This is a genomic window from Arthrobacter sp., assembly GCF_031179985.1.
Lineage (GTDB): Bacteria > Actinomycetota > Actinomycetes > Actinomycetales > Micrococcaceae > Arthrobacter.
The window spans coordinates 14,417-35,751 of sequence record NZ_JAPSHJ010000037.1; the positions used below are offsets into that span (position 1 = coordinate 14,417).

Below are 21,335 nucleotides of genomic sequence, written 5' to 3' on the forward strand. Positions count from 1 at the left end.
GCCTCCCGAACCACCACCACTGAACGGAGAACCACCCGATGACTCTTCCAGTGAACGGAAGCCAACGCTTCGACATTTGGGCTCCCGAGCCCGAATCCGTCACCCTGCTGGCGGCTGGTCGAAAATACTCCATGACACGGCGAGGCGATGGCTGGTGGACTGCCGATGAGGCTCCGGCAGAGGGGGAGGTGGATTACGGCTACCTCGTCAATGACGAAGACATTCCCCTGCCGGACCCCCGCTCACGCAGGCAGCCTGAGGGCGTGCACTCGTTGTCCCGGACCTACGATCCCTCGGCTCATGAATGGCAGGATGCCGACTGGAAAGGCCGCGAGCTGCAGGGCGCCGTCATCTATGAGCTGCATTTGGGAACCTTCACTCCTGAAGGGACCTTGGATGCCGCGGCCCAGCGCCTCGACTACCTGTCCGGGCTGGGTATCGACTTTGTGGAGCTCCTGCCGGTCAACGCCTTCAACGGCACCCACAACTGGGGCTACGACGGTGTGCTCTGGTACGCAGTGCACGAGGGCTATGGCGGGCCAGCGGCTTACCAGCGTTTTGTCGATGCAGCCCACGCCGCCGGCATGGGAGTCATCCAGGATGTGGTCTACAACCACCTTGGCCCCAGTGGCAACTACCTGCCCAGGTTCGGGCCATACCTCATGTCCGGAAAGGGCAACACATGGGGCGATTCGGTCAACCTTGATGGCCCGGACTCGGATCAGGTCCGGGCGTATATCCTCCAGAACGCAGCCATGTGGCTGCGTGACTATCACGTCGACGGGCTGCGGCTCGATGCCGTGCACGCGCTAAAGGATGAACGTGCGCTTCCCATCCTGGAGGAATTTGGGGCTTTGGCAGCGGCTGTCTCCGCTGAGACGGGTCGGCCAGTCACCATGATCGCCGAGTCCGACCTCAACAACCCCCGCCTGCTCTATCCGCGGGAACTCAACGGGTACGGGCTCACCGGCCAGTGGAGTGATGACTTTCACCACGCCGCGCACGTGAACCTCACCGGCGAGACAACCGGCTACTACAGCGACTTCGATTCCATGGCGGCGCTCGCCAAGGTTCTGACGGGCGGGTTTTTCCACGACGGAAGCTATTCCAGTTTCCGGGGCCGACGCCATGGCCGGCCCATCAACTCCAACCTCGTTCACCCTTCCGCCTTGGTTGTCTGCACCCAGAACCATGACCAGATCGGCAACAGGGCTGTTGGTGACAGGCTCTCGCAGTCGCTTTCCTACGGTCAGCTGGCCCTGGCTGCTGTTCTGTCCCTGACGTCCCCGTTCACCCCCATGCTGTTCATGGGGGAGGAATACGGTGCCACGACGCCATGGCAGTTCTTCACCTCCCACCCTGAACCGGAGCTTGGGAAGGCAACAGCCGAGGGGCGGATAAAAGAGTTCGAGAGGATGGGCTGGGACCCTGCTCTGGTTCCAGACCCCCAGGATCCGGCGACGTTCACCCGATCCAAACTCAACTGGGACGAGGCCGCCGAGGGCCACCACGCCCGGCTGCTGGAGCTCTACCGGTCCTTGAATGCTCTCCGGAAGTCCCTGCCCGATCTTGTTGCTCCCGGCTTCGAGGAAACAGTGGTGGAATTCAGCGAAGAGGACCGGTGGCTCCGGTTGGAACGGGGAGCCGTCCACGTCGTCTTCAATTTCTCCAGCGGAGACTGCAGGCTCAACACGGAAGCCGAGACAATCCGGTTGGCCACCGAGGACGGGGTCCGTCTCGAGTCCGGGAAGCTGGAACTGCCAAGGCACAGCGCAGCGATACTCACCTGACTTACCTGACCGAATGTTGGACGCCAGCCCCGGGACGGCCCTGTGGCTGGCAGGATGGTACGTATGACTTATTCCGCTGCGGAAGACCGCTACGAATCCATGCCCTACCGCCGCGTTGGACGCAGCGGCCTCAAGCTTCCGGCAATCTCTCTAGGCCTGTGGCACAACTTTGGCGATGACAAACGCTTCGACGAACAGCGTGCCATCCTTCGCCGCGCTTTTGACCTTGGCGTCAACCACTTCGACCTCGCCAACAACTATGGCCCGCCGGATGGAACGGCTGAAACCAACTTTGGCCGGCACCTGCAGGACGATTTCAAGCCCTACCGTGACGAGCTGATCATCTCCACCAAAGCCGGCTACTACATGTGGCCGGGCCCTTACGGCGAATGGGGCTCCCGCAAATACCTGCTGTCCAGCCTGGACCAGTCCTTGCAGCGTATGGGCCTGGATTACGTGGACATCTTCTACAGCCACCGTCCCGATCCGGAAACGCCCATGGAGGAAACCATGGGGGCACTGGACTATGCTGTTCGGTCAGGAAAAGCCCTGTACGCGGGTATTTCCTCCTACACCCCTGAACAGACCATTGAGGCCGCTGCCATCCTCAAGGACCTGGGCACACCGTTACTGATCCACCAGCCCAGCTACTCGATGCTGAACCGCTGGACCGAGGACGGCACTCCGAACCTTTACGAAGCTCTTGAACAGGTGGGCGCGGGCTCCATCGCCTTCTCGCCCCTGGCGCAGGGCCAGCTGACCGACCGCTACCTCAACGGCATCCCTGCCGACTCGCGAGCAGCGAAGGAACGCTTCCTTTCCGGGGCAGCGATCACTGAAGACAAACTGGACCGCATCCGCGGGCTTAACACCCTCGCTTCGGAGAGAGGCCAGACGCTCGCCCAAATGGCCGTCGCCTGGATTCTCCGTGACCAGCCCAAGGGAACCCCCGTCACCTCAGCCCTCATTGGTGCCTCCAGTGTCGCTCAACTCGAAGACACACTGTCGGCCATCAATAACCTCGCCTTCACGCAGGAGGAGCTGGCAGCGATTGACCAGTTCGCCGTCGAATCCGACATCAGTGTGGCTCTCAAGGCGTAAGCAGTACCGGGCACTACGTCTCGGACCTGCGTGACTGGCGCGCGTCAGTTGACACTTGTTGCCCCTCATCCTGCGGGGTGGGAGGCAACAAGTGTCTGACACAGGTGGCTTTGCAGGGCCCGCAAGGAGCGAAGGAACGGCACCATTGGATAGACTGCTAGGGCGCCGCATGGCGTTGTGCCCATCAGCCGCCGTTCTGCATCAGGGCAGGACCGCGCAGGGTGCGTGACGTTTGTTCTCAAAGGAGTTCCGTGTCTTCAAATCCCATTCGTGTTGCAATCGTCGGTGTAGGCAACTGTGCAGCCTCGCTGGTGCAGGGTGTTCATTACTATCGGGATGCCGACCCCCAGGCAACGATTCCGGGTCTGATGCACGTGGAGTTCGGAAAATACCACGTCAATGATGTTCAGTTCGTGGCTGCCTTCGACGTCGATGGCAAGAAGGTCGGCGTTGACCTTGCTGACGCCATCCTGGCCAGCGAAAACAACACCATCAAGATCGCCGACGTCCCGCCGTCGGGCGTGACCGTACAGCGTGGCCACACTCTTGACGGCCTCGGCAAGTACTATCTCGAGACAATCGAGCAGTCGCCGGCAGAGCCCGTTGACGTTGTCCAGGCGCTGAAGGATGCCGAAGTGGACGTCATGGTCTGCTACCTCCCGGTCGGGTCGCAGGAAGCCGCTGAGTTCTACGCCCAGTGCGCCATCGACGCCGGCGTGGCCTTCGTCAACGCCCTTCCCGTCTTCATTGCAGGTACGAAGGCGTGGGCAGACAAGTTCACGGCAGCAGGCGTACCCATCGTGGGCGACGACATCAAGAGCCAGATCGGTGCCACCATCACCCACCGCGTGATGGCGAAGCTCTTTGAAGACCGCGGCGTTACCTTGGACCGCACGTACCAGCTGAACGTCGGCGGCAACATGGACTTCAAGAACATGCTGGAGCGGGACCGCCTCGAGTCGAAAAAGATTTCAAAGACCCAGGCCGTGACCTCCAACGTCGAGGCCGAGCTGGCTGCCAAGGACGTGCACATCGGCCCGTCCGACTACGTCCAGTGGCTCGACGACCGCAAATGGGCCTTCGTGCGCCTGGAGGGACGCAACTTCGGCGACGCCCCGGTTTCCCTGGAGTACAAGCTGGAAGTCTGGGACTCGCCGAACTCCGCCGGTGTCATCATCGATGCCATCCGCGCTGCAAAGATCGGCCTGGACCGTGGTATCGGCGGCCCGCTTCTCTCAGCGTCGAGCTACTTCATGAAGTCTCCACCGGAGCAGTTCAACGATGACCTTGCCCGTGAAAAGGTTGAGGCCTTCATCCGCGGAGACCTCGAGCGCTAAACCTGAACGCTCCCTCACCTTTCGCAGATTTTTGGCTGACGCTCCCTCACCTTTCGCAGGTGGGGGAGCGTCGGTCGTTTCTTCTAACGAACGCTCCTTCACTTTTCGCGGGTTTTACCCGAACGCTCCTTCACTTTTCGCGGGTTCTACCCGAACGCTCCTTCACTTTTCGCGGGTTTTTGGGGGACGCTCCCTCACATCGCGTCGACAAATCCTGACGCTGCCGGCTGGTCGAGCGGCCCGGTGCGAAGCATCCGACGGATTCTGACTACGGCTTTTTGGAATCTGTCGCTGAGATCTTTTTTATCGAGGATCAGTACGTCCCAGCCGGCGGTTTCGAAAGCCTTATCCCGCCGCCTGTCGCTCAGTCTCTGTGGCTCCAGAAGGTGATGATCGCCGTCGTACTGGATTGCCAGTCGCCGCCGTCGATAGCCAAGGTCGCAGGTAGGCGAGTTCGGATCTTCCGGCCTTAGCGTCAGTTGCAGTTCAGGTTCTGGAAGATTCGAGTCGGAAATGGCCAGGCGAAGCAGTGTTTCGGGTCCTGAGTCGGCACCCACCCGCATCAGCTCCAAGGCTTCCCTGGCACGCACAACCCCCTGAAGGTTTGGGTGGCGGTCCACGAGGGAGCGCAGGCCATCCAATGTATCGAAAGGCTCGGATCTCCCTTCGAAGTGCAGACGCGGAATCCTGATCAGCTGGTCACCCATGGCTACCAGATCGTCTAGGGACAGCCGCCTGGCCATGTCGAGCCACGTGCGTGACCGGGTGCTGATGCGAATCCCGTCTATCACTTCGATTTCATCTTCCCGAACAAGAACTGCATGGCCAGTCACTCCTTTCCGGCGTACTCCTGGAAGTGACCGGGGCTTGCTCAGGTGCAGTTCGGTTGAGTCGGCAAGCCAAGGAGGCAAAATCAAGCACTTTATGCGAGCTGCAGTGACGTGGGAGATCCAGGCTCCCGGAGATGCGGCGGACAGGGCCCTCGCCGCTGCCTCCAACTGAAAGTCCCAGCTCACCGGGCGATACAGTCCGCGGCTGATGTGTGCCACATCCGAATTTCGCAACCTGCTCTCACTGACGCCAAGTCCCACGGCAGTTTCAAGGGTGAAGGGAGTGGTTCCAAGGTCGCCCGGCAGGCTGGTTTTTTGCATAGGGGAATTGTTACCCGGCTTGGATAGTCCTTGCAGAAGTTATCCACAGCCAGATGGCCCTTACGGGATGTGATGGAGGGTTGGGTGAAAAGCCCCGGGATGTGATGGAGGGTTGGGTGAAGAGCCCGGGATGTGATGGAGGGTTGGGTGAAAAGGGGCGAAAGGTGATGGAGGGTCAGGTGAGGCCCATCGGATTGCCGTCGGCGTCGACGTCCATGCGCAGCGCCGCGGGGTCTTTGGGGAGTCCGGGCATGGTCATAACGGCACCGGTGAGGGCCACGATAAAACCGGCCCCGGTCTTCGGCAGGAGATCGCGCACATGAATGATAAAACCCTTTGGCGCGCCCATCCGTGACGCATCATCACTGAAGGAGTACTGGGTCTTGGCCATGCAGACCGGCAGCCCGCTCCAGCCGTTTTTCTCGATCTCCGCCAGCCGCTTGAGTGCCGGCACCGAGAAGTCGACGCCGTCGGCCCCGTACATCTCCTGCACAATGGTCCGGATCTTCTCCTCCACAGACATTTCCAGGGGATAGAGGTGTCTGAAAGTGCTTGGAGCATCGAGCGCGGCCGCCACCTTCGCTGCCAGATCGTCGCCGCCGTCTCCGCCACCTCCGCGGCCCCACACATCAGCGACGGCGGCCGGCACACCTTCCCGGGCGCACCAGTCCATCAGCCAGTCGAGTTCCTCCGCCGTGTCCGTCGCGAACCTGTTAATCGCCACCACGGGTGTCAGGCCGAACTTCTCCACGTTATGCACATGCCGCTGAAGGTTTGCGACGCCACCCGCCAAGGCCTCGAGGTTCGGTGCAGTCAGGCTGTCCTTTGCCACCCCGCCATGCATTTTCAGTGCCCGGATTGTGGCGACCACCACTACAGCTGACGGTGCCACATCACCTACCCTGGCCTTGATATCCATGAACTTTTCAGCTCCGAGGTCGGCGCCGAACCCTGCCTCGGTAACCACGATGTCGGCCAGGCGGCGAGCAGTCTGGGTAGCAATCAGTGAGTTACAGCCATGGGCGATGTTGGCAAACGGGCCGCCGTGGACCAGGGCAGGAGTGCCGGCGATGGTCTGCACCAGATTCGGCTTGATGGCCTCCTTCAGGAGCAACGTGAGGGCGCCCTGGACACCGAGATCGGCCACCGTTACAGGCTGGCGCTCATAGGTGTAACCGAAAGTGATCCGGCCCAGGCGTTCTCTCAGGTCGGTCAGATCGGTGGCGAGGCAGAAGACGGCCATGATTTCCGAGGCCACGGTGATATCGAATCCGTCCTGCCGCGGCACGCCCTGGACGGGGCCGCCAAGGCCAATCACCACCTCACGCAGCGAGCGGTCATTCATGTCGAGCACCCGCTTGAAAGTCATCCTGCGGGGATCGATGTTCAATTCGTTGCCCTGGAAGATGTGGTTGTCCACCAGCGCCATCAATGCGTTGTTCGCCGAGGTGATGGCATGGAAGTCGCCGGTGAAATGCAGGTTTATCTCGTCCATGGGCAGGACTTGGGAGTATCCGCCGCCCGTGGCGCCGCCCTTCATCCCAAGGACCGGACCGAGCGAGGGCTCGCGCAGGGCAATCATCACTTTGTGGCCGGCGCGTACCAGGGAGTCAGCTAAGCCGACAGTGGTGGTGGACTTTCCTTCGCCGGCCGGAGTGGGCGACATAGCCGAGACCAGCACAACCTTCCCCCGGGCTTCGGACGCCGCAAGCCGGGACGGATCAATCTTGGCCTTATACCGACCGTACGCCTCGACCGCTTCATCGTTGATCCCCGCCGCCGCCGCAATCTCCCCGATGGGGCGCATGGTTGCGTGCCGGGCGATCTCAAGATCGCTCATCACCTTTTCTTCAGACATCGTCGTCCTTCAGGTAGAGGGCTAGGGTGTGGCTCGAGCCACCGGGATCTGCCGGTGTCCAAGGTACTGCTCGACGGCGGCGTGGTAGCTTTTCAGCGTAATGGCCGCTGTGCGCTGCCAGCCGAAGCTTTCGGCATGCAGTGCTGCCGCCCGCCCCATATCCTCACGGGTGGTGGGGTCGTCGTAGAGAGCTTCCAGGACGTCAGCCCAATCTGCGGGGCTGTGACCCTCCACCAGCAATCCCGTCCTGCCGTGGTAGACAGCCCGGGACAGCCCTCCCACTTTCGTCGCCACCACAGGCGTTCCGCATGCCTGGGCTTCCAGCGCCACCAGACCAAAGGACTCGCTGTACGACGGCATCACCACGACGTCTGCTGCGCGGTACCAGCCCGCGAGGTCCATTGCGTTGACCGGCGGACGGTGGGTGACGACGTCGTCCATTCCTGCCGCCTTGATGAGGGCCTTCAAATCAAAGTCCTTCGACCCGCTCAACGACCCAAGTATGGTCAGCCGCAAATCGATATCCGGACGCCGGGTCCGCAACAGCGTGGCCGCCTTCAGGAGAATCTGGGGTCCCTTGAGCCTTTGGATGCGGCCGGCGAACAGCAAGTGGAAGGTGCCGGGCTGCACGCCGTGCTCTTTGCGGGAACGGCTTCGGAACGCGGGCGTGAAGACGGTCAGATCGACGCCGGGCGGGGCCACGTCGATGCGGTCAAAATCGGCGTTGTAGTGGGAGACCAGCTCGGAAGCTTCGTGGGCGGTGTTGGCAATAAGCCGGGTGGCGCCGTCGACAATCCGGTGTTCGCCGTCCTCGCGCCGCCTCGGTTCAGGCTTCTCCCCGGAATGCAGGAGCAGGTTCTTGACCTTGGCCATGGTGTGCATGGTGTGCACCAAAGGGACATTCCACAGTTGGGAAAGCTCCAGGCCGGCCACTCCCGAGACCCAGTAGTGCGAGTGGATGATGTCGTAGCGCCCGTGCGGCTGGCGCTCGCGGATCCGCTCGATTTCCGCGACCATGCTGTGCAGCAGTTCGGGAAGATCCTCCTTGGGGAGCTTCCGCGGCGGTCCGGAAATCACGTTGTGTACACAAACACCGGGATCGGGATGTTCGATGGCGGGCTGCCCGGCATAGGTGGATCGCGTGAAAATTTCTACTTCCACACCGGCCGCGGCCAACGCAGAAGCCAGTGAACGGACATACACGTTCATCCCACCGGCGTCTCCGGAGCCAGGCTGTTCCATGGGAGAGGTGTGCAATGACAGGAACGCGACACGCCGAATCAGGGTCACGGGTCTCCTTTCGGCCTCTCCAACAGCACTCGATAAAACACTACTCCTGTCCTCCGGGCGCAATTGCAGCCCTGGCTTGGCTGCTAACGTGGCGCCTGTGAGCCGAACGCCAGAATCAGCAGAATCAGCAACTTTCCGGATCCGACCCGCCACCCAGGACGACTGGGCCGGAATCTGGGCCATCATGGAGCCCATAATCCGCGCAGGCGAAACCTATACCTGGGATCCTGACACCTCCGAGGCGAAGGCAAAGGAGATCTGGTTCAAGCAGCCGCCAGGGCAGACCTTCGTCGCGGCCCAGGACGGCATGGTGATAGGGACAGGTGAGCTGCATCCCAACTATGGCGGAGCGGGAAGACACGTGGCCAACGCCGGATACATGGTGCATCAGGGGCACACTGGGAAAGGCGTGGCTCGTGCCCTCTGCACCTATTCGCTCGAAGCTGCCCGTGAGGCCGGCTTCCGCGCCATGCAGTTCAACGCTGTCGTCGCGAGCAACACGAGGGCTGTAAAGGCCTGGCAGAGCCTCGGGTTCGAGGTACTGGCCACCGTCCCCGAAGCTTTCAACCACCCGAAGCACGGTCTGGTGGGGCTTCACGTGATGTACCGGAAGCTCTAGGACCCCAGTGGTTCCGTCCCTAACGCCAGCGCTCCAGTAAAGCCGGGAAGGCCTTTTCGTAGCCGGTCAGCAACTCCGACGCCAGGCTGTCAGAGGCGATCAGCGGATGTCCGGCAAAGGCTGCGACGGCAGCATCGCGGTCCCCTATCGTGGCCGCGCGGATGGTCAGCCTTTCCACCTGCTTGATGAGGAGCATCAGGGAAAGCTGGGAATCATGGGGGCGGCTTTGCGGCAGTGGCAACGCACCCTCGGCGCTTACAACACAGGGAACCTCGACGACGGCGTCCGTGGGGAGTCCGGGAATCGCGGGTATCGCTGTGCTTCCGTTGGCGCCAGAACCGTGGCCAGCGTCGCGGCCGGCAGCGTTGACGGTATTCAGGATGAGTTCCGCGTCGCCTGCGCCTGCGAGCGCCCGCATCACGGAGAGTGCGACCCGCTCGTAGCCGCCGCCATGAAGGTCCTCGGTGTGACGATCTTCCCCTGCCGGACGGGCCTCAGCCAGGTAGCCTTCCTCACGTGAGCGGCGCGCTGACTCCCACAAGGAGTAGGCCGCCGGTCCTGCTGCGGCCAGCCGCGGGTAGAGTTCCTGCTGCTGGCTGTGGATGGATTCGCCTCGTGTGCCCTCAGCTGCGCGGATTGCCTCAACGGCTTTGGCTGTGTCGTAGTAGTAGAAGAGGTACTCGTTGGGCAGGCAGCCCAGCTGTGCCAGGAACTGCTGCGGGAAGAGCCTGCCCTCCTCGAAGCCGGCCAATGCCGGGGCGTCTGACAAAAGCTCCGGCAGCAGGTCGCGGCCGCCGGACTCCAGCCGGTACAACCAGCCCAGATGGTTCAACCCGTAGTAGCCCACACCGTCGAGCCTTCCTTCCGGAAGGGGGGCTCCTGCCGCTTCGGCAGCGCGCCGGACGAGCCCGCTGGCGGAGTCGCAGATACCGATGACCCGGTTGCCGAGGATGGGCCGCAGTGCCTCGGTGACCATCCCTGCTGGATTGGTGAAGTTGATCAGCCAGGCCTCCGGAGCGAGTTGCCGCATGGCTTCGGCGAGTTCCAGCATGGCGGGAATAGACCGCAGGCCGTAGGAAATCCCACCCGCTCCGGTGGTTTCCTGGCCTAACAGTCCCAGCTCAAGTGCGACCCGCTCGTCGGCTACGCGGCCAGCAGTACCGCCGGGCCTGACGGCCGCGAAAACAATGTCCGTGCCCTTCAGGGCTTGAGCAATCGAGGTGGTGGTGCGGATCGTCGGCCTGCTCCCGGACGGTGACGATGCTGGTTCCGCTGCCATTGCACTGAGAACGGCGTCCATGGCTTCCAGCCGTGCAGGATCAACATCGTAGAGGACCAGGTCCCGGACCAGGCCCGAGAACGGCCCTGAGGCTAACGCCCGGTAGACCAGGGGGACACGGAAACCGCCGCCGCCGGCAATCATAAGCCGCATGACCAGAGTCTATGCCTCCCCCTTTGCAGCAGTAGCGTCACAGCGTAGTCTGCGGGACATGGACGCTATTCCCGCCCGACGGTTCGATCCGCTGTCCAGTGTCCGCACTCCGGGGGCAGACGGTTTCGATTTGCTGCTTTCCGGCACGGTTTTTCAGGACATCATTTTCACGGGGTTGCCGCACGCACCCGAGCCAGGCACGGAAGTCTGGAGCGACGGTATGGGAAGCTGCCCGGGCGGAGTGGCCAACCAGGCAATTGCGGCCGCGAGGCTTGGCCTCCGGACGGGGTTGGCTGCCGCCTTCGGGGATGACGGGTACGGGGACTACAACTGGAAAATCCTGGCAGGGCAGGAACACGTGGACCTGTCCCTCTCCCGGCGGATTCCCGGCTGGCATTCGCCGGTCACTGTTTCCCTCGGTGTGCAGGAGGACCGTTCCATGGTCACTCACGGTCACCCGGCGCCCCTGACGTCATCGGATCTGATTGGACACCCACCGCCCGCCCTCGCTGCCGTCACCGACCTCGCCGAAGAAATGGAACCGTGGGCGCTCGCAGCCCAGGGAGCCGGCGTGAAGCTGTTCGGGGACGTCGGGTGGGACCCGAGCGGGGCCTGGCTGCCCAGCAGGCTCGATAACCTGAAGTACTTCTACGCCTTTATGCCCAACCAGCGGGAGGCCATGGCTTTCACCGCCAAGCGTGATCCATGGGCCGCACTGTATTCCTTGGCTGACAGGGTTCCTGTTGCGGTAGTGACCCTCGGACCTCAAGGGGCAATGGCCGTGGACTCCGAGACAGGCGAAGAGGAATGGGTGCCATCCCTGCCGGTTCCCGCCCTTGATCCCACCGGGGCAGGTGACTGCTTTGGTGCCGCCTTCGTCGTTGGATGCCTGGCGGGATGGCCCCTGGGTAACCGGCTGCGTTTCGCCAACCTCTGCGCCGCGCTGGCGGTACAACAGGTGGGTGGATCCCTGGCAGCCCCTGGCTGGGGAGACATCGCTGACTGGTGGAAGAAAGCGAACGCGCGGCCCGAGCGGCAGGGGAGCCAATGGCTGCGCCGGTACAAATTCCTTGAGGAGATCGTCCGGGATGTCCCGCCCGAAGCACAGCGACGCGCGACGGCCACCATTGCACACCTCTCTGACGCTTAAACCGACGGCGTGACCCGACGACTAATCCGACGACTAACCCGACGGCTGACCCCGACGCGTAACCTGATGGCTGACCCCGACGCGTGAGCCCCAGTCGCCAGCCGGGGCGGCCAATTAAACGACTTGTCCGGCCGCTACTAGAATCACTAGGGTGACTTACCCAGCAGCAGGCGGCCCTGCACCGGCGTCGTATGCTTCCCCCAACGCGAGCGACGAGCGGTCCGCCGTCATCGACCTTGAGGCCATCCGGCACAATGTGAGGCGACTGGTAGCCGTGGCTTCTCCTGCGCGGGTCATGGCGGTGGTCAAAGCAGACGCCTACGGCCACGGTGCGGTTCCCGTGGCGAGGGCTGCGCTGGCGGCTGGAGCACAGTGGCTGGGAGTGGCCCACGTGTCCGAGGCTCTGTCCCTCCGGGCTGCCGGCATAGACGCGCCGATACTCGCATGGCTGCATACGCGCGAAACCAACTTCGTTGCAGCCGTCGCTTCCGGAATAGATATCGCCTGTTCAGGCTGGGAATTGGACAGCATCGTGGCTGCCGCCAGGGATCAGGAGCGCCCGGCCAGGGTGCACCTGAAGGTGGATACCGGACTTGGCCGCAATGGCGCCACCATCGAGTTGTGGGACAAGCTCGTGGGCGCAGCGGTGGAATACCAGGAGGAGGGCCTGCTGCGGGTGGCCGGAATCTTCTCGCATCTGGCCGTGGCGGATGAACCCGAGCGGCCCGAGACGGATGAACAGCTTGCGGCCTTCCGCGAAGCCTTGGCTGTCGCGGAGGATGCCGGGATAGATCCCGAAATAAGGCATCTTGCCAACACGCCGGCTGCGCTGTCCCGACCCGATACCCACTTCGACCTGGTGCGGGTCGGGCTCGGCATCTACGGGCTTTCCCCCTTCAGAGGACAGACTTCGGCCGAGCTCGGGCTGCGGCCCGCCATGACCCTCCGCACGCTGGTGGCGCACTGCAAAGACGTTCCGGCCCATCAGGGCGTTTCCTACGGACTTCGGTACCGCACGGAAAGTGCCAGCACACTCGGACTCATCCCGCTGGGTTATGCCGACGGCGTCCCGCGCGTGGCCACCGGAGGTCCGGTCCGCATCGACGGCGTGACATACCCCGTGGTGGGCACCATCGCCATGGATCAGATGGTGGTGGACTTCGGGCCGTTGCATCTGGAGGCCGGCGGGGACAGCAGGCTGGGAAGCGAGGCGGTTCTGTTTGGGGACGGGAACGACGGCGGCCCCACCGCGGATGATTGGGCCCGGGCAGCCGGAACCATCAACTACGAGATCGTCACCAGGATCAGTCCGCGTGTGCCCCGTCGCTACATCAATGAAGAGACGACGCCGTGAGCGGCGAACAGGGCCCGCTGCCCGCCTCAGGGCTGCCCGCCTCAGCCCCATCCGACTCAGCCCAATGGGAACAGACGTTCCACGTCGAAACCGCCGAACAGACTCACGAGCTTGCCGCCGCCATCGGCTCGGTTCTTGAAGCCGGTGACCTCCTGGTCCTCACCGGGGAACTCGGGGCGGGGAAGACCACTTTTACGCAGGGATTGGGCGAGGGCCTTGGTGTACGGGCAGGCATTATCTCGCCAACCTTCGTGCTGGTCCGTATCCATCCCAACCTCTCGGAGGGACCGCGGCCCGGCGGGCCGGATCTGGTACACGTCGACGCCTACCGTCTCGAGTCGGCGTCGGAGATCGATGACATCGATCTCGAGAACACGATGGACAGCTCCGTGACAGTGGTGGAATGGGGGAGGGAGCGGGTAGAGCACCTGAGTGACAGCCGGCTTGAGGTTGAACTGTATCGCCGGCTTGGATCGGCAGGACTCCCCAGTGTCTCCTACTCGCCGGAGAGCCCGGAACATGCGAGCCCGGAACAGGCAGCAGTCCTCGATTTCGCTCCCGAGGACGACGACGAACCACGAACCATTGTGATCCGTGGGTTTGGGCCACGGTGGGCCCGGCAACCGTCATGGCCGGGCATCCCGGAAGGAATCTCCTGATGCTGATCCTTGCGATCGACACCTCGGCTGTTGCCAGTGCTGCCCTGGTTTCCGATGACGCCATGGAAGGCGTGGTGGGCAACTTCTCCACCGAAGACACCCGAAGCCACGCCGAGGTGCTGGCACCAGGCATTAACCGGATGCTCGCAGAAGCAGGGGTCACAGGCTCTGACATCGATGCCATCGTCACAGGGGTGGGACCGGGGCCGTTTACGGGGCTGCGTTCAGGGATCGCAACCGCCCGCACCCTGGCTTTCGTCTGGCAAAAGCCTCTTTACGGGATGATGAGCCTCGACGCGGTGGCCCTGGAAGTGGCTGAATCGACAGTGGCTGCCCCTGAGTTCATCGTGGCCACGGACGCCCGCCGCAAAGAGGTTTATTGGGCCCGCTACACCCTGGAAGAGGGGCAACTGCCCCAACTCGTTGACGGCCCTCATGTCGGTTTTGCCGTGGACGTTCCGGGTGTCCCTGCCTATGGTGCCGGTGCCGGGCTGTACCCCGACGCCCTCCAGGCAAACCCGGACTTCAGCTTTGAGCAGCCGGACGCACTCTATCTGGGGCAATTCGCCCTCGCTCGTTTAGCCGCCGGCGGGGAACTGCCGGATTCCACGCCGCTGTACCTGCGCGAGTCCGATGCCCAGGTCCCGGGGCCCCGGAAGAGGGCGCTGTGAGCGGACGCCACGAGGAGACGGGCACTGTAACTCTGCGGGAAATGACAGCCGAAGACATTCCTGCGGTACACCAGCTTGAGCGCAGACTGTTTCCCGTGGATGCCTGGCCATTGCAGATGTTCTTCGACGAGCTGGGCCAGTCAGACACCCGCCATTATCTGGTGGCCGAAGCGTCAGGGACCATCGTGGGTTATGCCGGGCTCATGTGCATCCAGCCCATAGCCGATGTCCAGACCATAGCCGTGGTCCCGGAGCAGGAAGGCAAGGGGATCGGCTCTGCGTTGCTCACCGCCCTGATCAGGGAGAGCCGCCGCCGTAACGCGGAAGACGTATTGCTTGAGGTCCGGGCCGACAACCCCCGCGCCCAGCAGCTGTACCTCCGCTTCGGTTTCGAGCAGATCCACGTCCGGCCGCGGTATTACCGGGACGGCGTAGACGCCCTGATCATGCGGCTCCCACTATCGGAAACAGTGCCAACAACGGAAGCAGAACGCCCATGAACGCCAACGAGCCGTTGGTTCTTGGAATCGAATCATCCTGTGACGAGACCGGCGTCGGCATCGTTCGTGGAACGTCCTTGCTGAGCAACACCGTCTCATCCTCGATGGAGGAACACGTCCGGTTTGGCGGCGTGATACCCGAAATCGCCTCCCGGGCCCATCTCGACGCTTTGGTTCCCACCCTCCAGCAGTCACTCGCCGAGGCGGGTGTCACCTTGGAAGAGGTCGACGCCGTCGCGGTCACCGCAGGTCCGGGCCTGGCGGGCGCACTCATGGTGGGGGTCTGTGCTGCCAAGGCGCTCGCCGTGGCCACCGGCAAACCCCTGTATGCCATCAACCATCTGGTGGCGCACGTAGGAGTCGGCGTGCTCCAGGCCGACGGTGAACGGGCAGGAGTCCTTCCGCAGAACCTTGGCGCCCTGCTGGTTTCCGGGGGACACACTGAAATACTTCGCATCAAGAGCATTACCGACGACGTGGAGATGCTCGGCTCCACCATCGATGACGCAGCCGGAGAAGCGTACGACAAGGTGGCGAGGCTGCTTGGACTGGGCTACCCGGGAGGACCGGCTATCGACAGGCTGGCGCGAACGGGAAACGCAAAGGCAATCCGCTTCCCCAGAGGACTGACCCAGCCGAAGTACATGGGCACTGCAGAGGAACCCGGCCCCCACCGCTACGACTGGTCCTTCAGCGGCCTCAAGACTGCCGTCGCGCGCTGCGTTGAGCAGTTTGAGGCGAGGGGAGAGCCGGTTCCTGTTGCGGACGTCGCCGCAGCCTTCCAGGAGGCTGTGGTGGACGTGATCACGTCCAAGGCGGTTCTCGCCTGCCGGGAGAACGGCATCACCAGCCTGCTTCTTGGTGGCGGAGTCGCGGCCAATTCCCGGCTCCGGCAGCTCACCCGCGAACGCTGCAGCGCGGCCGGAATAACGCTGCACGTACCGCCCATGGACCTCTGCACCGATAACGGTGCCATGGTGGCAGCCCTGGGAGCCCAGCTCATGATGGCCGGCATCGGGCCCAGCGGGATAGCTTTCGCGCCGGATTCCTCGATGCCGGTCACCACGATTTCGGCATAAACATCACCTGGGATAAGACCACACTTTTGGCCTAGACAAGCGCGTTGTAAGCCTCGGAGCGGACGATTGCCTCTTCGGGGAGGATGTCAGCCGTGATCAGGTTGCGGTCGTAGACCACCAGTGCATTGTTTTCCAGGATCTGCTCTCTCGAGACGATGAGGCCGCTCCGTTTATCCCTGGTCAGCCGGACGATCCTGTTGTGCCGGTAAACCTGCCCGCCGGACTCCTGGAAGTGGGCGTCTTCTTCCTTGATATGGAACTTCACCGCGGGTACCTTCTCCGCCCTCAGCTCGCCGCACAGGTGCTCATCGGTGACAGAAACCAGGAACTGAAAGCTCTGGCCGGTGTCATTGCGGACGCGGTAGTCGAGGTAGTTGTAAATGATGGACGTGCCGGATCCGAAGGGGATCTGCCTGTTAAAGTCCGGGAAAAGGTCCAGTTCGCCGTGGTGATGATGTTCGACGATGGTCAATTCGCTGTGGAGGACCATCCAGTGCAGCAGGTTTGTGAACTGGCACAGCCCGCCCCCGATCCCTGACTCGGCCCGCCCGTTATTGATGGTGAGACCTTCGCGGTAGCCTTTGGCGGCTGTGCAGCTTCCTACCAGATTCCAGAAGGAAAACGTCTCTCCGGGCCTGATCTCCACGCGGTTTACCAAGGGTGCGGCGATTCCGAGGCTAACGGCTTTGTTCTCCTGAAAGTGCAGGTCAACATTGCCGAGCTTCCTCCGGATCAGGGAGTTGTGCCGGTAAACAACCCCCGGATCGAACCCTGCATGGCAACGTGCCACATCCCTGAAGTTTCCGCTTCCGAGAATTTGGTTACACCGTGCGGGAACCAATCTCCTGCCGCAACATGGCCGCCGTTCAGGCGGTGGGTCCGTTCCTCATCTGTTTCACGAGGTCGAGGACCACAGCCTGCAGATTCCCGCCGTTTTCCGCGGCGACGCGGCGCTGCCGCTGGTAGCCGGCGCCCCGCCGGATGATCTTTTCGACGTCGGCCAACTCATCCGCGCAACGGAGCTTAGCGGCGACAGGTTCCAGCCGGTTGAGCGTCTCCAGGAGGTGGTCGGTCACCAGCTGTTCATTGCCCTGAGCGTCCAGGATGATGATGGCGTCCATGCCGTACCGGGCCGCACGCCATTTGTTCTCCTGCACGTGCCAGGGAGGCATGGTGGGAATAGTGCCGCCGTTATCAAGGGTGGTAGAGAGTTCGTCGACGAGGCACTGGGTCAGCGCAGCCACGGCCCCCACTTCCTCAAGCGTGGCCAGGCCGTCGCAGATCCGCATCTCAATGGTTCCCAGATTAGGAACGGGGCGGATGTCCCAACGGATTTCCGAGAGCGTGTCGATGACGCCCGTCGTGAACATGTCCTGCACGTACGACTCGTATTCATCCCAGGTGGAGAACTGGAACGGAAGCCCCGCGGTGGGAAGCTGCTGGAACATCAGGGCCCGGTGGGAGGCGTAACCTGTATCCTCGCCGCCCCAGAAAGGACTGGACGCTGACAGGGCCTGGAAATGGGGGAAGTAGTTGACCAGGCCATCAACCACGGGAAGGGCTTTTTCCTTGCGGTCCAGGCCAACGTGGACGTGGACGCCGTAAATAACCATCTGCCGGCCCCACCACTGCGTGCGGTCGATCAGCTTCGCGTAGCGGGCCTTATCCGTGACGGGTTGAAGCTGCGGAGGGCTGAACGGGTGGCTTCCAGCGCAGAAGACTTCCACGCCCATGGGGTCGGTAACCTCGCGTACAGCGGCGAGCGAATTGCTGAGGTCTTCTTTTGCCTGGGCTACTGTCTCGCAGATGCCGGTGACGAGCTCCACCGTGTTCAGCAGAAGCTCCTGCTTGATGTGCGGGTGTTCGTCGTCGTCGTTCAGCTCCGGGTGATTGACGGCCACCCCGCGCAGAACCTCATTAGCCACGGACGCCAATTCGCCCGTTTCAGCATTGACGAGCGCAAGCTCCCATTCCACTCCAAGAGTTGATTGCCTGGAGGCAGCAAAATCAATCTTCATGTGGTCCCTTTACGTTTTTACTTGCTGTTGCCGCTGCCTCCCCCAGAGCGGGCAACCGTGCCTCAAGTCTAGTGCAGGGGTAGCATCGGTATGATGGCTTGGTTTCAAAGCGCACGTGACAGTTTTCACATCGGCACCTTTCGGATTGGCAGCGTTCGCCCTGAGGCTCCAAGCAGTCTTCGAACCAGTGGTTCTCCCGCCAGAACCCTGACGATGATCTTCGCAACCGTCCTGTTGGCTGCCGCCTGTACGCCAGGGTCCACTGGCGGCACGCCGTCACCATCCGGCTCTAGCCCGGCTCCCCGTGTGTCTGCCTCGCCATCGGCTCAGGAATCGACGACGGCGGCACCTCCATCTGCGACAAACTCACCGGACGCTGGCGGTGAACAGTTGGGCTGGGGTCCTGGACAGAAGGATCTGGACGCCGCCCGCACTGCCGTTTCGGCCATGACCGTCAGCCAGAAAGCGGGCCAGGTCCTTTTGCCGTTCTATCAGGGCCTGGACCATGCGGCCCAGGCGGCCGCCATTGAACGGCTGCACCTCGCGGGTTCCATAGTTATGGCGGACAACGTTCCGGGGACCCCCGACGGCCAGGTCGATACGGCAGCAATGGGCAGAGTCACCGCTGACCTGCAGAAGGCCACTACTGCGGACGGCCGGAAATGGCCGGGGATGATCGCCGTCGACCAGGAAGGCGGCTTGGTTTCAAGGCTTCGCACGCCACTCACCGAATGGCCTTCGCCCATGAGTTACGGGGCAGCCGGAAAGCCGTCCTTGGCGTCCGACGCCGGCCGCTTACTGGCGGGTGAACTGGTGGGCCTGGGGTTCAACGTTGATTTCGCGCCGGACGCCGACGTCACAATCGGCCCGGCGGATCCAACCATCGGGTCACGCTCGATGTCCGGGAGCCCTGAAACAGTCGGCCAAATGTCTGTCGGCTTTTTTCAAGGAATGCTGGCCGCAGGGGTGCTCCCGGCCATCAAGCATTTTCCTGGCCACGGTTCCGTGACGGTGGACTCCCACTTGGACCTTCCCGTTCAGCCCGCTCCCACGGCCCAACTCGAGGCGAGGGACTGGGTGCCGTTCAAGGCAGGTATTGCGGCCGGCGTCCCCATGGTGATGACGGCGCACATCGCCGTTCCCGCCCTGGAACCGGACGTGCCTGCCTCGGTGTCGAAAGCGACGTACAGCGTTCTGCGCGGCATCGGCTTTAAAGGAGTTGCCGTTACCGACGCCCTGAACATGGGGGCTATTCAGAAACAGTTCCCGGGCGGGTCTGCTGCGCCCAAGGCTTTGGCAGCCGGCGCGGATCTCCTGCTGATGCCACCCGACGTTGAGGCCGCTCATCAGGCTATTGTCGCTGCCGTGGGAAATGGCTCGCTCGCCAAGGAGCGACTCGACGAGGCAGCCCAGCGGGTTGTAACAATGATGCTCTGGCGCGGGCGGACAGCCATTCCACCGGCTCCTGCTCCGGGCAGCGGGGCGGATTTGTCGCGGAAGCTTTCGGCGACGGCAATCACGGTACTTTCCGGTCCTTGCCGCGGACCAATTATTCAGGGCTCTGTCACGGTGGCCGGGGGGTCGCCAGCGGACCGTGCACGCTTTGCGAAAGCCGCAGCGAATGTTGGCGTCACCATCGGAACCGGCCCTACAGTCAGCCTCATCGGCTTCGGCGAAGGGCCGGTAAAAGCCGACGTCGCCGTCTCCCTCGATGCACCCTGGTCTCTCGCTTCATCAGCGGCCGCCACCAGGATTGCACTGTACGGGCGCACACCTGGGGCCTTTGACGCCTTGCTTGCGGTTCTTATCGGCAAGGCTGGGGCTCCCGGAAAGCTGCCGGTCGACGTCGGAAGTTATCCCCGGGGATCGGGATGCCCTTAGCCCGGCCTGACGGAATCAGGTTCCGTTTGCTAATGAGAATGATTGTCATCTAAGCTCGGGGAATGCATTTATCCCTGGTGAGTTCGCTCGATACCCAATGCCGTCAGGAAGCCACCTTCCGCCTGGGGGAAACCCATGGAAACTCCGTGGTGGTGCATCACGATCTCCTTGAGGGGTACGTTGTCCTGCGCCGGATTTTTCGGGACGGCGTGCTTATCGAGCGGGCCGAGACGCCACTGGAGCACGGCTGCCTGAGCTGCACCGTCAGGCTCGATGTTGTGCCCACCGTGGAACGGCTCATGGATACGGACTGCGCCCATGTGGTTCTTGGCCTCCCGCCTGGAGTAGCTACAGGCTTGGTGGTTGCAGAGCTGACAGCAAGACTGGGGGCCAACATCTTCATCGACAATGCAGTCCTGGCGGTGGATCCCACGGAACTCGAGCACCAGATCTGGGACAGGCATACACTCTTCGAATCCGGATTCACCTCGGCACGCGGAGACGACCGCACCAGCGGCGAGTTCCTGATTTCCGAATTCGCGCACGTGGATACAGTGATGGTCCAGGCGGGCCTCGGGGCCCAACTTGCCGGCAGTGTGGACAAGGAATCAACTGACTGGCACTCCGGGGTTCAGCTCATGACGCAGCTGGCCCCGCATGCCGTGCTCGTCGAAACACGCGACGACTTCCGTCCCCGCTGCTACGACGCGCGGGAAGCGGTATCACGCTCACGGCTCGGGGCTGTCCGGGTTCCCGTCCAGGACCGTTCCGGGGACTTCTGCACCGTCCTGCATTCCGTGGAGCGGCCTCTTCATCCCCAGCGTTTCCGGGAGGCCCTGCCTCGTCTGGCCGCCGGGTCACACTGGCTGCGGGGAAGGCTCTGGATGGCGTCCGCTCCGGCCCAGAGGATCGGTCTGACGGGCATCGGTCCCCGTGTCTGGCTGGAGAACACTGGGCGCTGGGTGGCGGACCAGGAAGAGGGGCTGAGGGCCAACGCCGGCGACGCCGATGCCATCCTTGCCTGGCACCCGAGATTCGGTGACCGGAGCACGGTGGTAGCGGTGACGGGCCGGGGAGAAGACATCGACGGCGGCGAGATCCGTTCCCTGCTTGATGCCTGTCAGCTGACGGACGAAGAGATGTCCAAGGACTTCGCGGCCCTTGAGGACCCCTGGGAGCTGGAAAGCAGACTGTAGAAACGGCTGGCACACCACCGGCCACAACCATTGAGGAGAAACCATGAAGGTCAGGAATTCATTGCGTGCCCTGAAAAAGATCCCAGGTGCCCAAATAGTCCGCCGAAGAGGAAGAACATTCGTTATCAACAAAAAGAATCCGCGAATGAAAGCCCGCCAGGGCTGAAATGAGTTAAGAGACGCCTCAGGGGTCCCCGCCCGAGGAACGAGGGTGGGGAAGAGGCGGAACGGAAAGCCCGCCAGGGCTGA

19 protein-coding genes are annotated in these 21,335 nt (G+C 62.8%); 13 read left to right on the top strand and 6 right to left on the bottom strand.

What is annotated here, in order from left to right; all coding sequences use genetic code 11:
• The first annotated feature begins 38 nt into the window (after positions 1-38).
• From treZ to RIN13_RS15210, 3 genes are all read left to right on the top strand, one after another.
• Positions 39-1,790, top strand: a complete 1,752-nt coding sequence (gene treZ / locus RIN13_RS15200; protein ID WP_309108176.1) for a malto-oligosyltrehalose trehalohydrolase — start codon at positions 39-41, stop codon at positions 1,788-1,790.
• 63 nt (positions 1,791-1,853) lie between these two features.
• Positions 1,854-2,891, top strand: coding sequence for an L-glyceraldehyde 3-phosphate reductase (mgrA, locus tag RIN13_RS15205; protein ID WP_309108177.1), 1,038 nt, complete (start codon positions 1,854-1,856; stop codon positions 2,889-2,891).
• A gap of 251 nt (positions 2,892-3,142) precedes the next feature.
• Positions 3,143-4,228, top strand: a complete 1,086-nt coding sequence (locus RIN13_RS15210) for an inositol-3-phosphate synthase (protein WP_309108178.1) — start codon at positions 3,143-3,145, stop codon at positions 4,226-4,228.
• Between the two features lie 194 nt (positions 4,229-4,422).
• Here RIN13_RS15210 and RIN13_RS15215 read toward each other — a convergent pair whose 3' ends face one another.
• The 3 genes from RIN13_RS15215 to mshA all read right to left on the bottom strand — a co-directional run bounded on the left by RIN13_RS15215 (position 4,423) and on the right by mshA (position 8,527).
• Positions 4,423-5,379 carry a hypothetical protein gene (locus tag RIN13_RS15215; protein WP_309108179.1) on the bottom strand — a complete coding sequence of 319 codons (957 nt, stop codon included), beginning with the start codon at positions 5,377-5,379 and terminating at the stop codon, positions 4,423-4,425.
• Between the two features lie 175 nt (positions 5,380-5,554).
• A complete protein-coding gene (locus RIN13_RS15220; RefSeq protein WP_309108180.1) occupies positions 5,555-7,237 on the bottom strand; it encodes a formate--tetrahydrofolate ligase in 1,683 nt (560 codons plus the stop codon).
• Between the two features lie 21 nt (positions 7,238-7,258).
• Complete coding sequence (gene mshA / locus RIN13_RS15225; RefSeq protein WP_309108181.1) at positions 7,259-8,527, bottom strand: D-inositol-3-phosphate glycosyltransferase; 1,269 nt, start codon at positions 8,525-8,527, stop codon at positions 7,259-7,261.
• A 97-nt stretch (positions 8,528-8,624) separates the two neighbouring features.
• On the opposite strand from mshA, the gene RIN13_RS15230 reads away from it, so the two are divergent.
• Positions 8,625-9,146: a GNAT family N-acetyltransferase gene (locus RIN13_RS15230; protein ID WP_309108182.1), complete on the top strand. Its 522-nt coding sequence runs from the start codon at positions 8,625-8,627 to the stop codon at positions 9,144-9,146.
• Positions 9,147-9,165: 19 nt separating this feature from the next.
• Here RIN13_RS15230 and RIN13_RS15235 read toward each other — a convergent pair whose 3' ends face one another.
• Positions 9,166-10,578: a 6-phospho-beta-glucosidase gene (locus RIN13_RS15235; protein ID WP_309108183.1), complete on the bottom strand. Its 1,413-nt coding sequence runs from the start codon at positions 10,576-10,578 to the stop codon at positions 9,166-9,168.
• Positions 10,579-10,636: 58 nt separating this feature from the next.
• Here RIN13_RS15235 and RIN13_RS15240 point away from each other — a divergent pair, with 58 nt between their 5' ends.
• From RIN13_RS15240 to tsaD, 6 genes are all read left to right on the top strand, one after another.
• Positions 10,637-11,728 carry a carbohydrate kinase family protein gene (locus RIN13_RS15240; RefSeq protein WP_309108184.1) on the top strand — a complete coding sequence of 364 codons (1,092 nt, stop codon included), beginning with the start codon at positions 10,637-10,639 and terminating at the stop codon, positions 11,726-11,728.
• 151 nt (positions 11,729-11,879) lie between these two features.
• A complete protein-coding gene (alr, locus tag RIN13_RS15245) occupies positions 11,880-13,082 on the top strand; it encodes an alanine racemase (protein WP_309108185.1) in 1,203 nt (400 codons plus the stop codon).
• Positions 13,083-13,114: 32 nt separating this feature from the next.
• Entirely contained in the window at positions 13,115-13,741 is a 627-nt protein-coding gene (gene tsaE / locus RIN13_RS15250) for a tRNA (adenosine(37)-N6)-threonylcarbamoyltransferase complex ATPase subunit type 1 TsaE (protein ID WP_309108196.1), read from the top strand.
• Complete coding sequence (gene tsaB, locus RIN13_RS15255; protein WP_309108186.1) at positions 13,741-14,412, top strand: tRNA (adenosine(37)-N6)-threonylcarbamoyltransferase complex dimerization subunit type 1 TsaB; 672 nt, start codon at positions 13,741-13,743, stop codon at positions 14,410-14,412. Before tsaE ends, tsaB begins: the two co-directional genes overlap by 1 nt.
• 41 nt (positions 14,413-14,453) lie before the next feature.
• Positions 14,454-14,912, top strand: a complete 459-nt coding sequence (gene rimI, locus RIN13_RS15260; protein WP_309108197.1) for a ribosomal protein S18-alanine N-acetyltransferase — start codon at positions 14,454-14,456, stop codon at positions 14,910-14,912.
• Positions 14,909-15,991, top strand: coding sequence for a tRNA (adenosine(37)-N6)-threonylcarbamoyltransferase complex transferase subunit TsaD (gene tsaD / locus RIN13_RS15265; RefSeq protein WP_309108187.1), 1,083 nt, complete (start codon positions 14,909-14,911; stop codon positions 15,989-15,991). Before rimI ends, tsaD begins: the two co-directional genes overlap by 4 nt.
• A gap of 31 nt (positions 15,992-16,022) precedes the next feature.
• Here tsaD and RIN13_RS15270 read toward each other — a convergent pair whose 3' ends face one another.
• Both RIN13_RS15270 and RIN13_RS15275 read right to left on the bottom strand, forming a co-directional pair.
• Positions 16,023-16,781: a VanW family protein gene (locus RIN13_RS15270; protein WP_309108188.1), complete on the bottom strand. Its 759-nt coding sequence runs from the start codon at positions 16,779-16,781 to the stop codon at positions 16,023-16,025.
• Between the two features lie 76 nt (positions 16,782-16,857).
• Positions 16,858-18,009, bottom strand: a complete 1,152-nt coding sequence (locus RIN13_RS15275) for a glutamate--cysteine ligase (protein ID WP_309108189.1) — start codon at positions 18,007-18,009, stop codon at positions 16,858-16,860.
• Between the two features lie 213 nt (positions 18,010-18,222).
• Between RIN13_RS15275 and RIN13_RS15280 the strand changes: the two genes are divergently transcribed.
• The 3 genes from RIN13_RS15280 to ykgO all read left to right on the top strand — a co-directional run bounded on the left by RIN13_RS15280 (position 18,223) and on the right by ykgO (position 21,252).
• Positions 18,223-19,890 (top strand): glycoside hydrolase family 3 N-terminal domain-containing protein, encoded by a 1,668-nt coding sequence (locus RIN13_RS15280; protein ID WP_309108190.1) that lies wholly within the window; start codon positions 18,223-18,225, stop codon positions 19,888-19,890.
• A gap of 62 nt (positions 19,891-19,952) precedes the next feature.
• Positions 19,953-21,086 carry a GTP-binding protein gene (locus RIN13_RS15285; protein ID WP_309108191.1) on the top strand — a complete coding sequence of 378 codons (1,134 nt, stop codon included), beginning with the start codon at positions 19,953-19,955 and terminating at the stop codon, positions 21,084-21,086.
• 43 nt (positions 21,087-21,129) lie between these two features.
• Positions 21,130-21,252 carry a type B 50S ribosomal protein L36 gene (gene ykgO, locus RIN13_RS15290; protein ID WP_011693081.1) on the top strand — a complete coding sequence of 41 codons (123 nt, stop codon included), beginning with the start codon at positions 21,130-21,132 and terminating at the stop codon, positions 21,250-21,252.
• Positions 21,253-21,335 lie beyond the last annotated feature (83 nt).

Bases quoted from the DNA above. Each gene is read 5' to 3' on its own strand.
- treZ (WP_309108176.1), top strand. From the start codon at position 39: ATGACTCTTCCAGTGAACGGAAGCCAACGCTTCGACATTTGGGCTCCC.
- mgrA (WP_309108177.1), top strand. From the start codon at position 1,854: ATGACTTATTCCGCTGCGGAAGACCGCTACGAATCCATGCCCTACCGC.
- RIN13_RS15215 (WP_309108179.1), bottom strand. From the start codon at position 5,379: ATGCAAAAAACCAGCCTGCCGGGCGACCTTGGAACCACTCCCTTCACC.
- RIN13_RS15220 (WP_309108180.1), bottom strand. From the start codon at position 7,237: ATGTCTGAAGAAAAGGTGATGAGCGATCTTGAGATCGCCCGGCACGCA.
- RIN13_RS15235 (WP_309108183.1), bottom strand. From the start codon at position 10,578: ATGCGGCTTATGATTGCCGGCGGCGGCGGTTTCCGTGTCCCCCTGGTC.
- RIN13_RS15240 (WP_309108184.1), top strand. From the start codon at position 10,637: ATGGACGCTATTCCCGCCCGACGGTTCGATCCGCTGTCCAGTGTCCGC.
- tsaB (WP_309108186.1), top strand. From the start codon at position 13,741: ATGCTGATCCTTGCGATCGACACCTCGGCTGTTGCCAGTGCTGCCCTG.
- rimI (WP_309108197.1), top strand. From the start codon at position 14,454: ATGACAGCCGAAGACATTCCTGCGGTACACCAGCTTGAGCGCAGACTG.
- tsaD (WP_309108187.1), top strand. From the start codon at position 14,909: ATGAACGCCAACGAGCCGTTGGTTCTTGGAATCGAATCATCCTGTGAC.
- RIN13_RS15275 (WP_309108189.1), bottom strand. From the start codon at position 18,009: ATGAAGATTGATTTTGCTGCCTCCAGGCAATCAACTCTTGGAGTGGAA.
- RIN13_RS15280 (WP_309108190.1), top strand. From the start codon at position 18,223: ATGATCTTCGCAACCGTCCTGTTGGCTGCCGCCTGTACGCCAGGGTCC.
- RIN13_RS15285 (WP_309108191.1), top strand. From the start codon at position 19,953: ATGCATTTATCCCTGGTGAGTTCGCTCGATACCCAATGCCGTCAGGAA.
- ykgO (WP_011693081.1), top strand. From the start codon at position 21,130: ATGAAGGTCAGGAATTCATTGCGTGCCCTGAAAAAGATCCCAGGTGCC.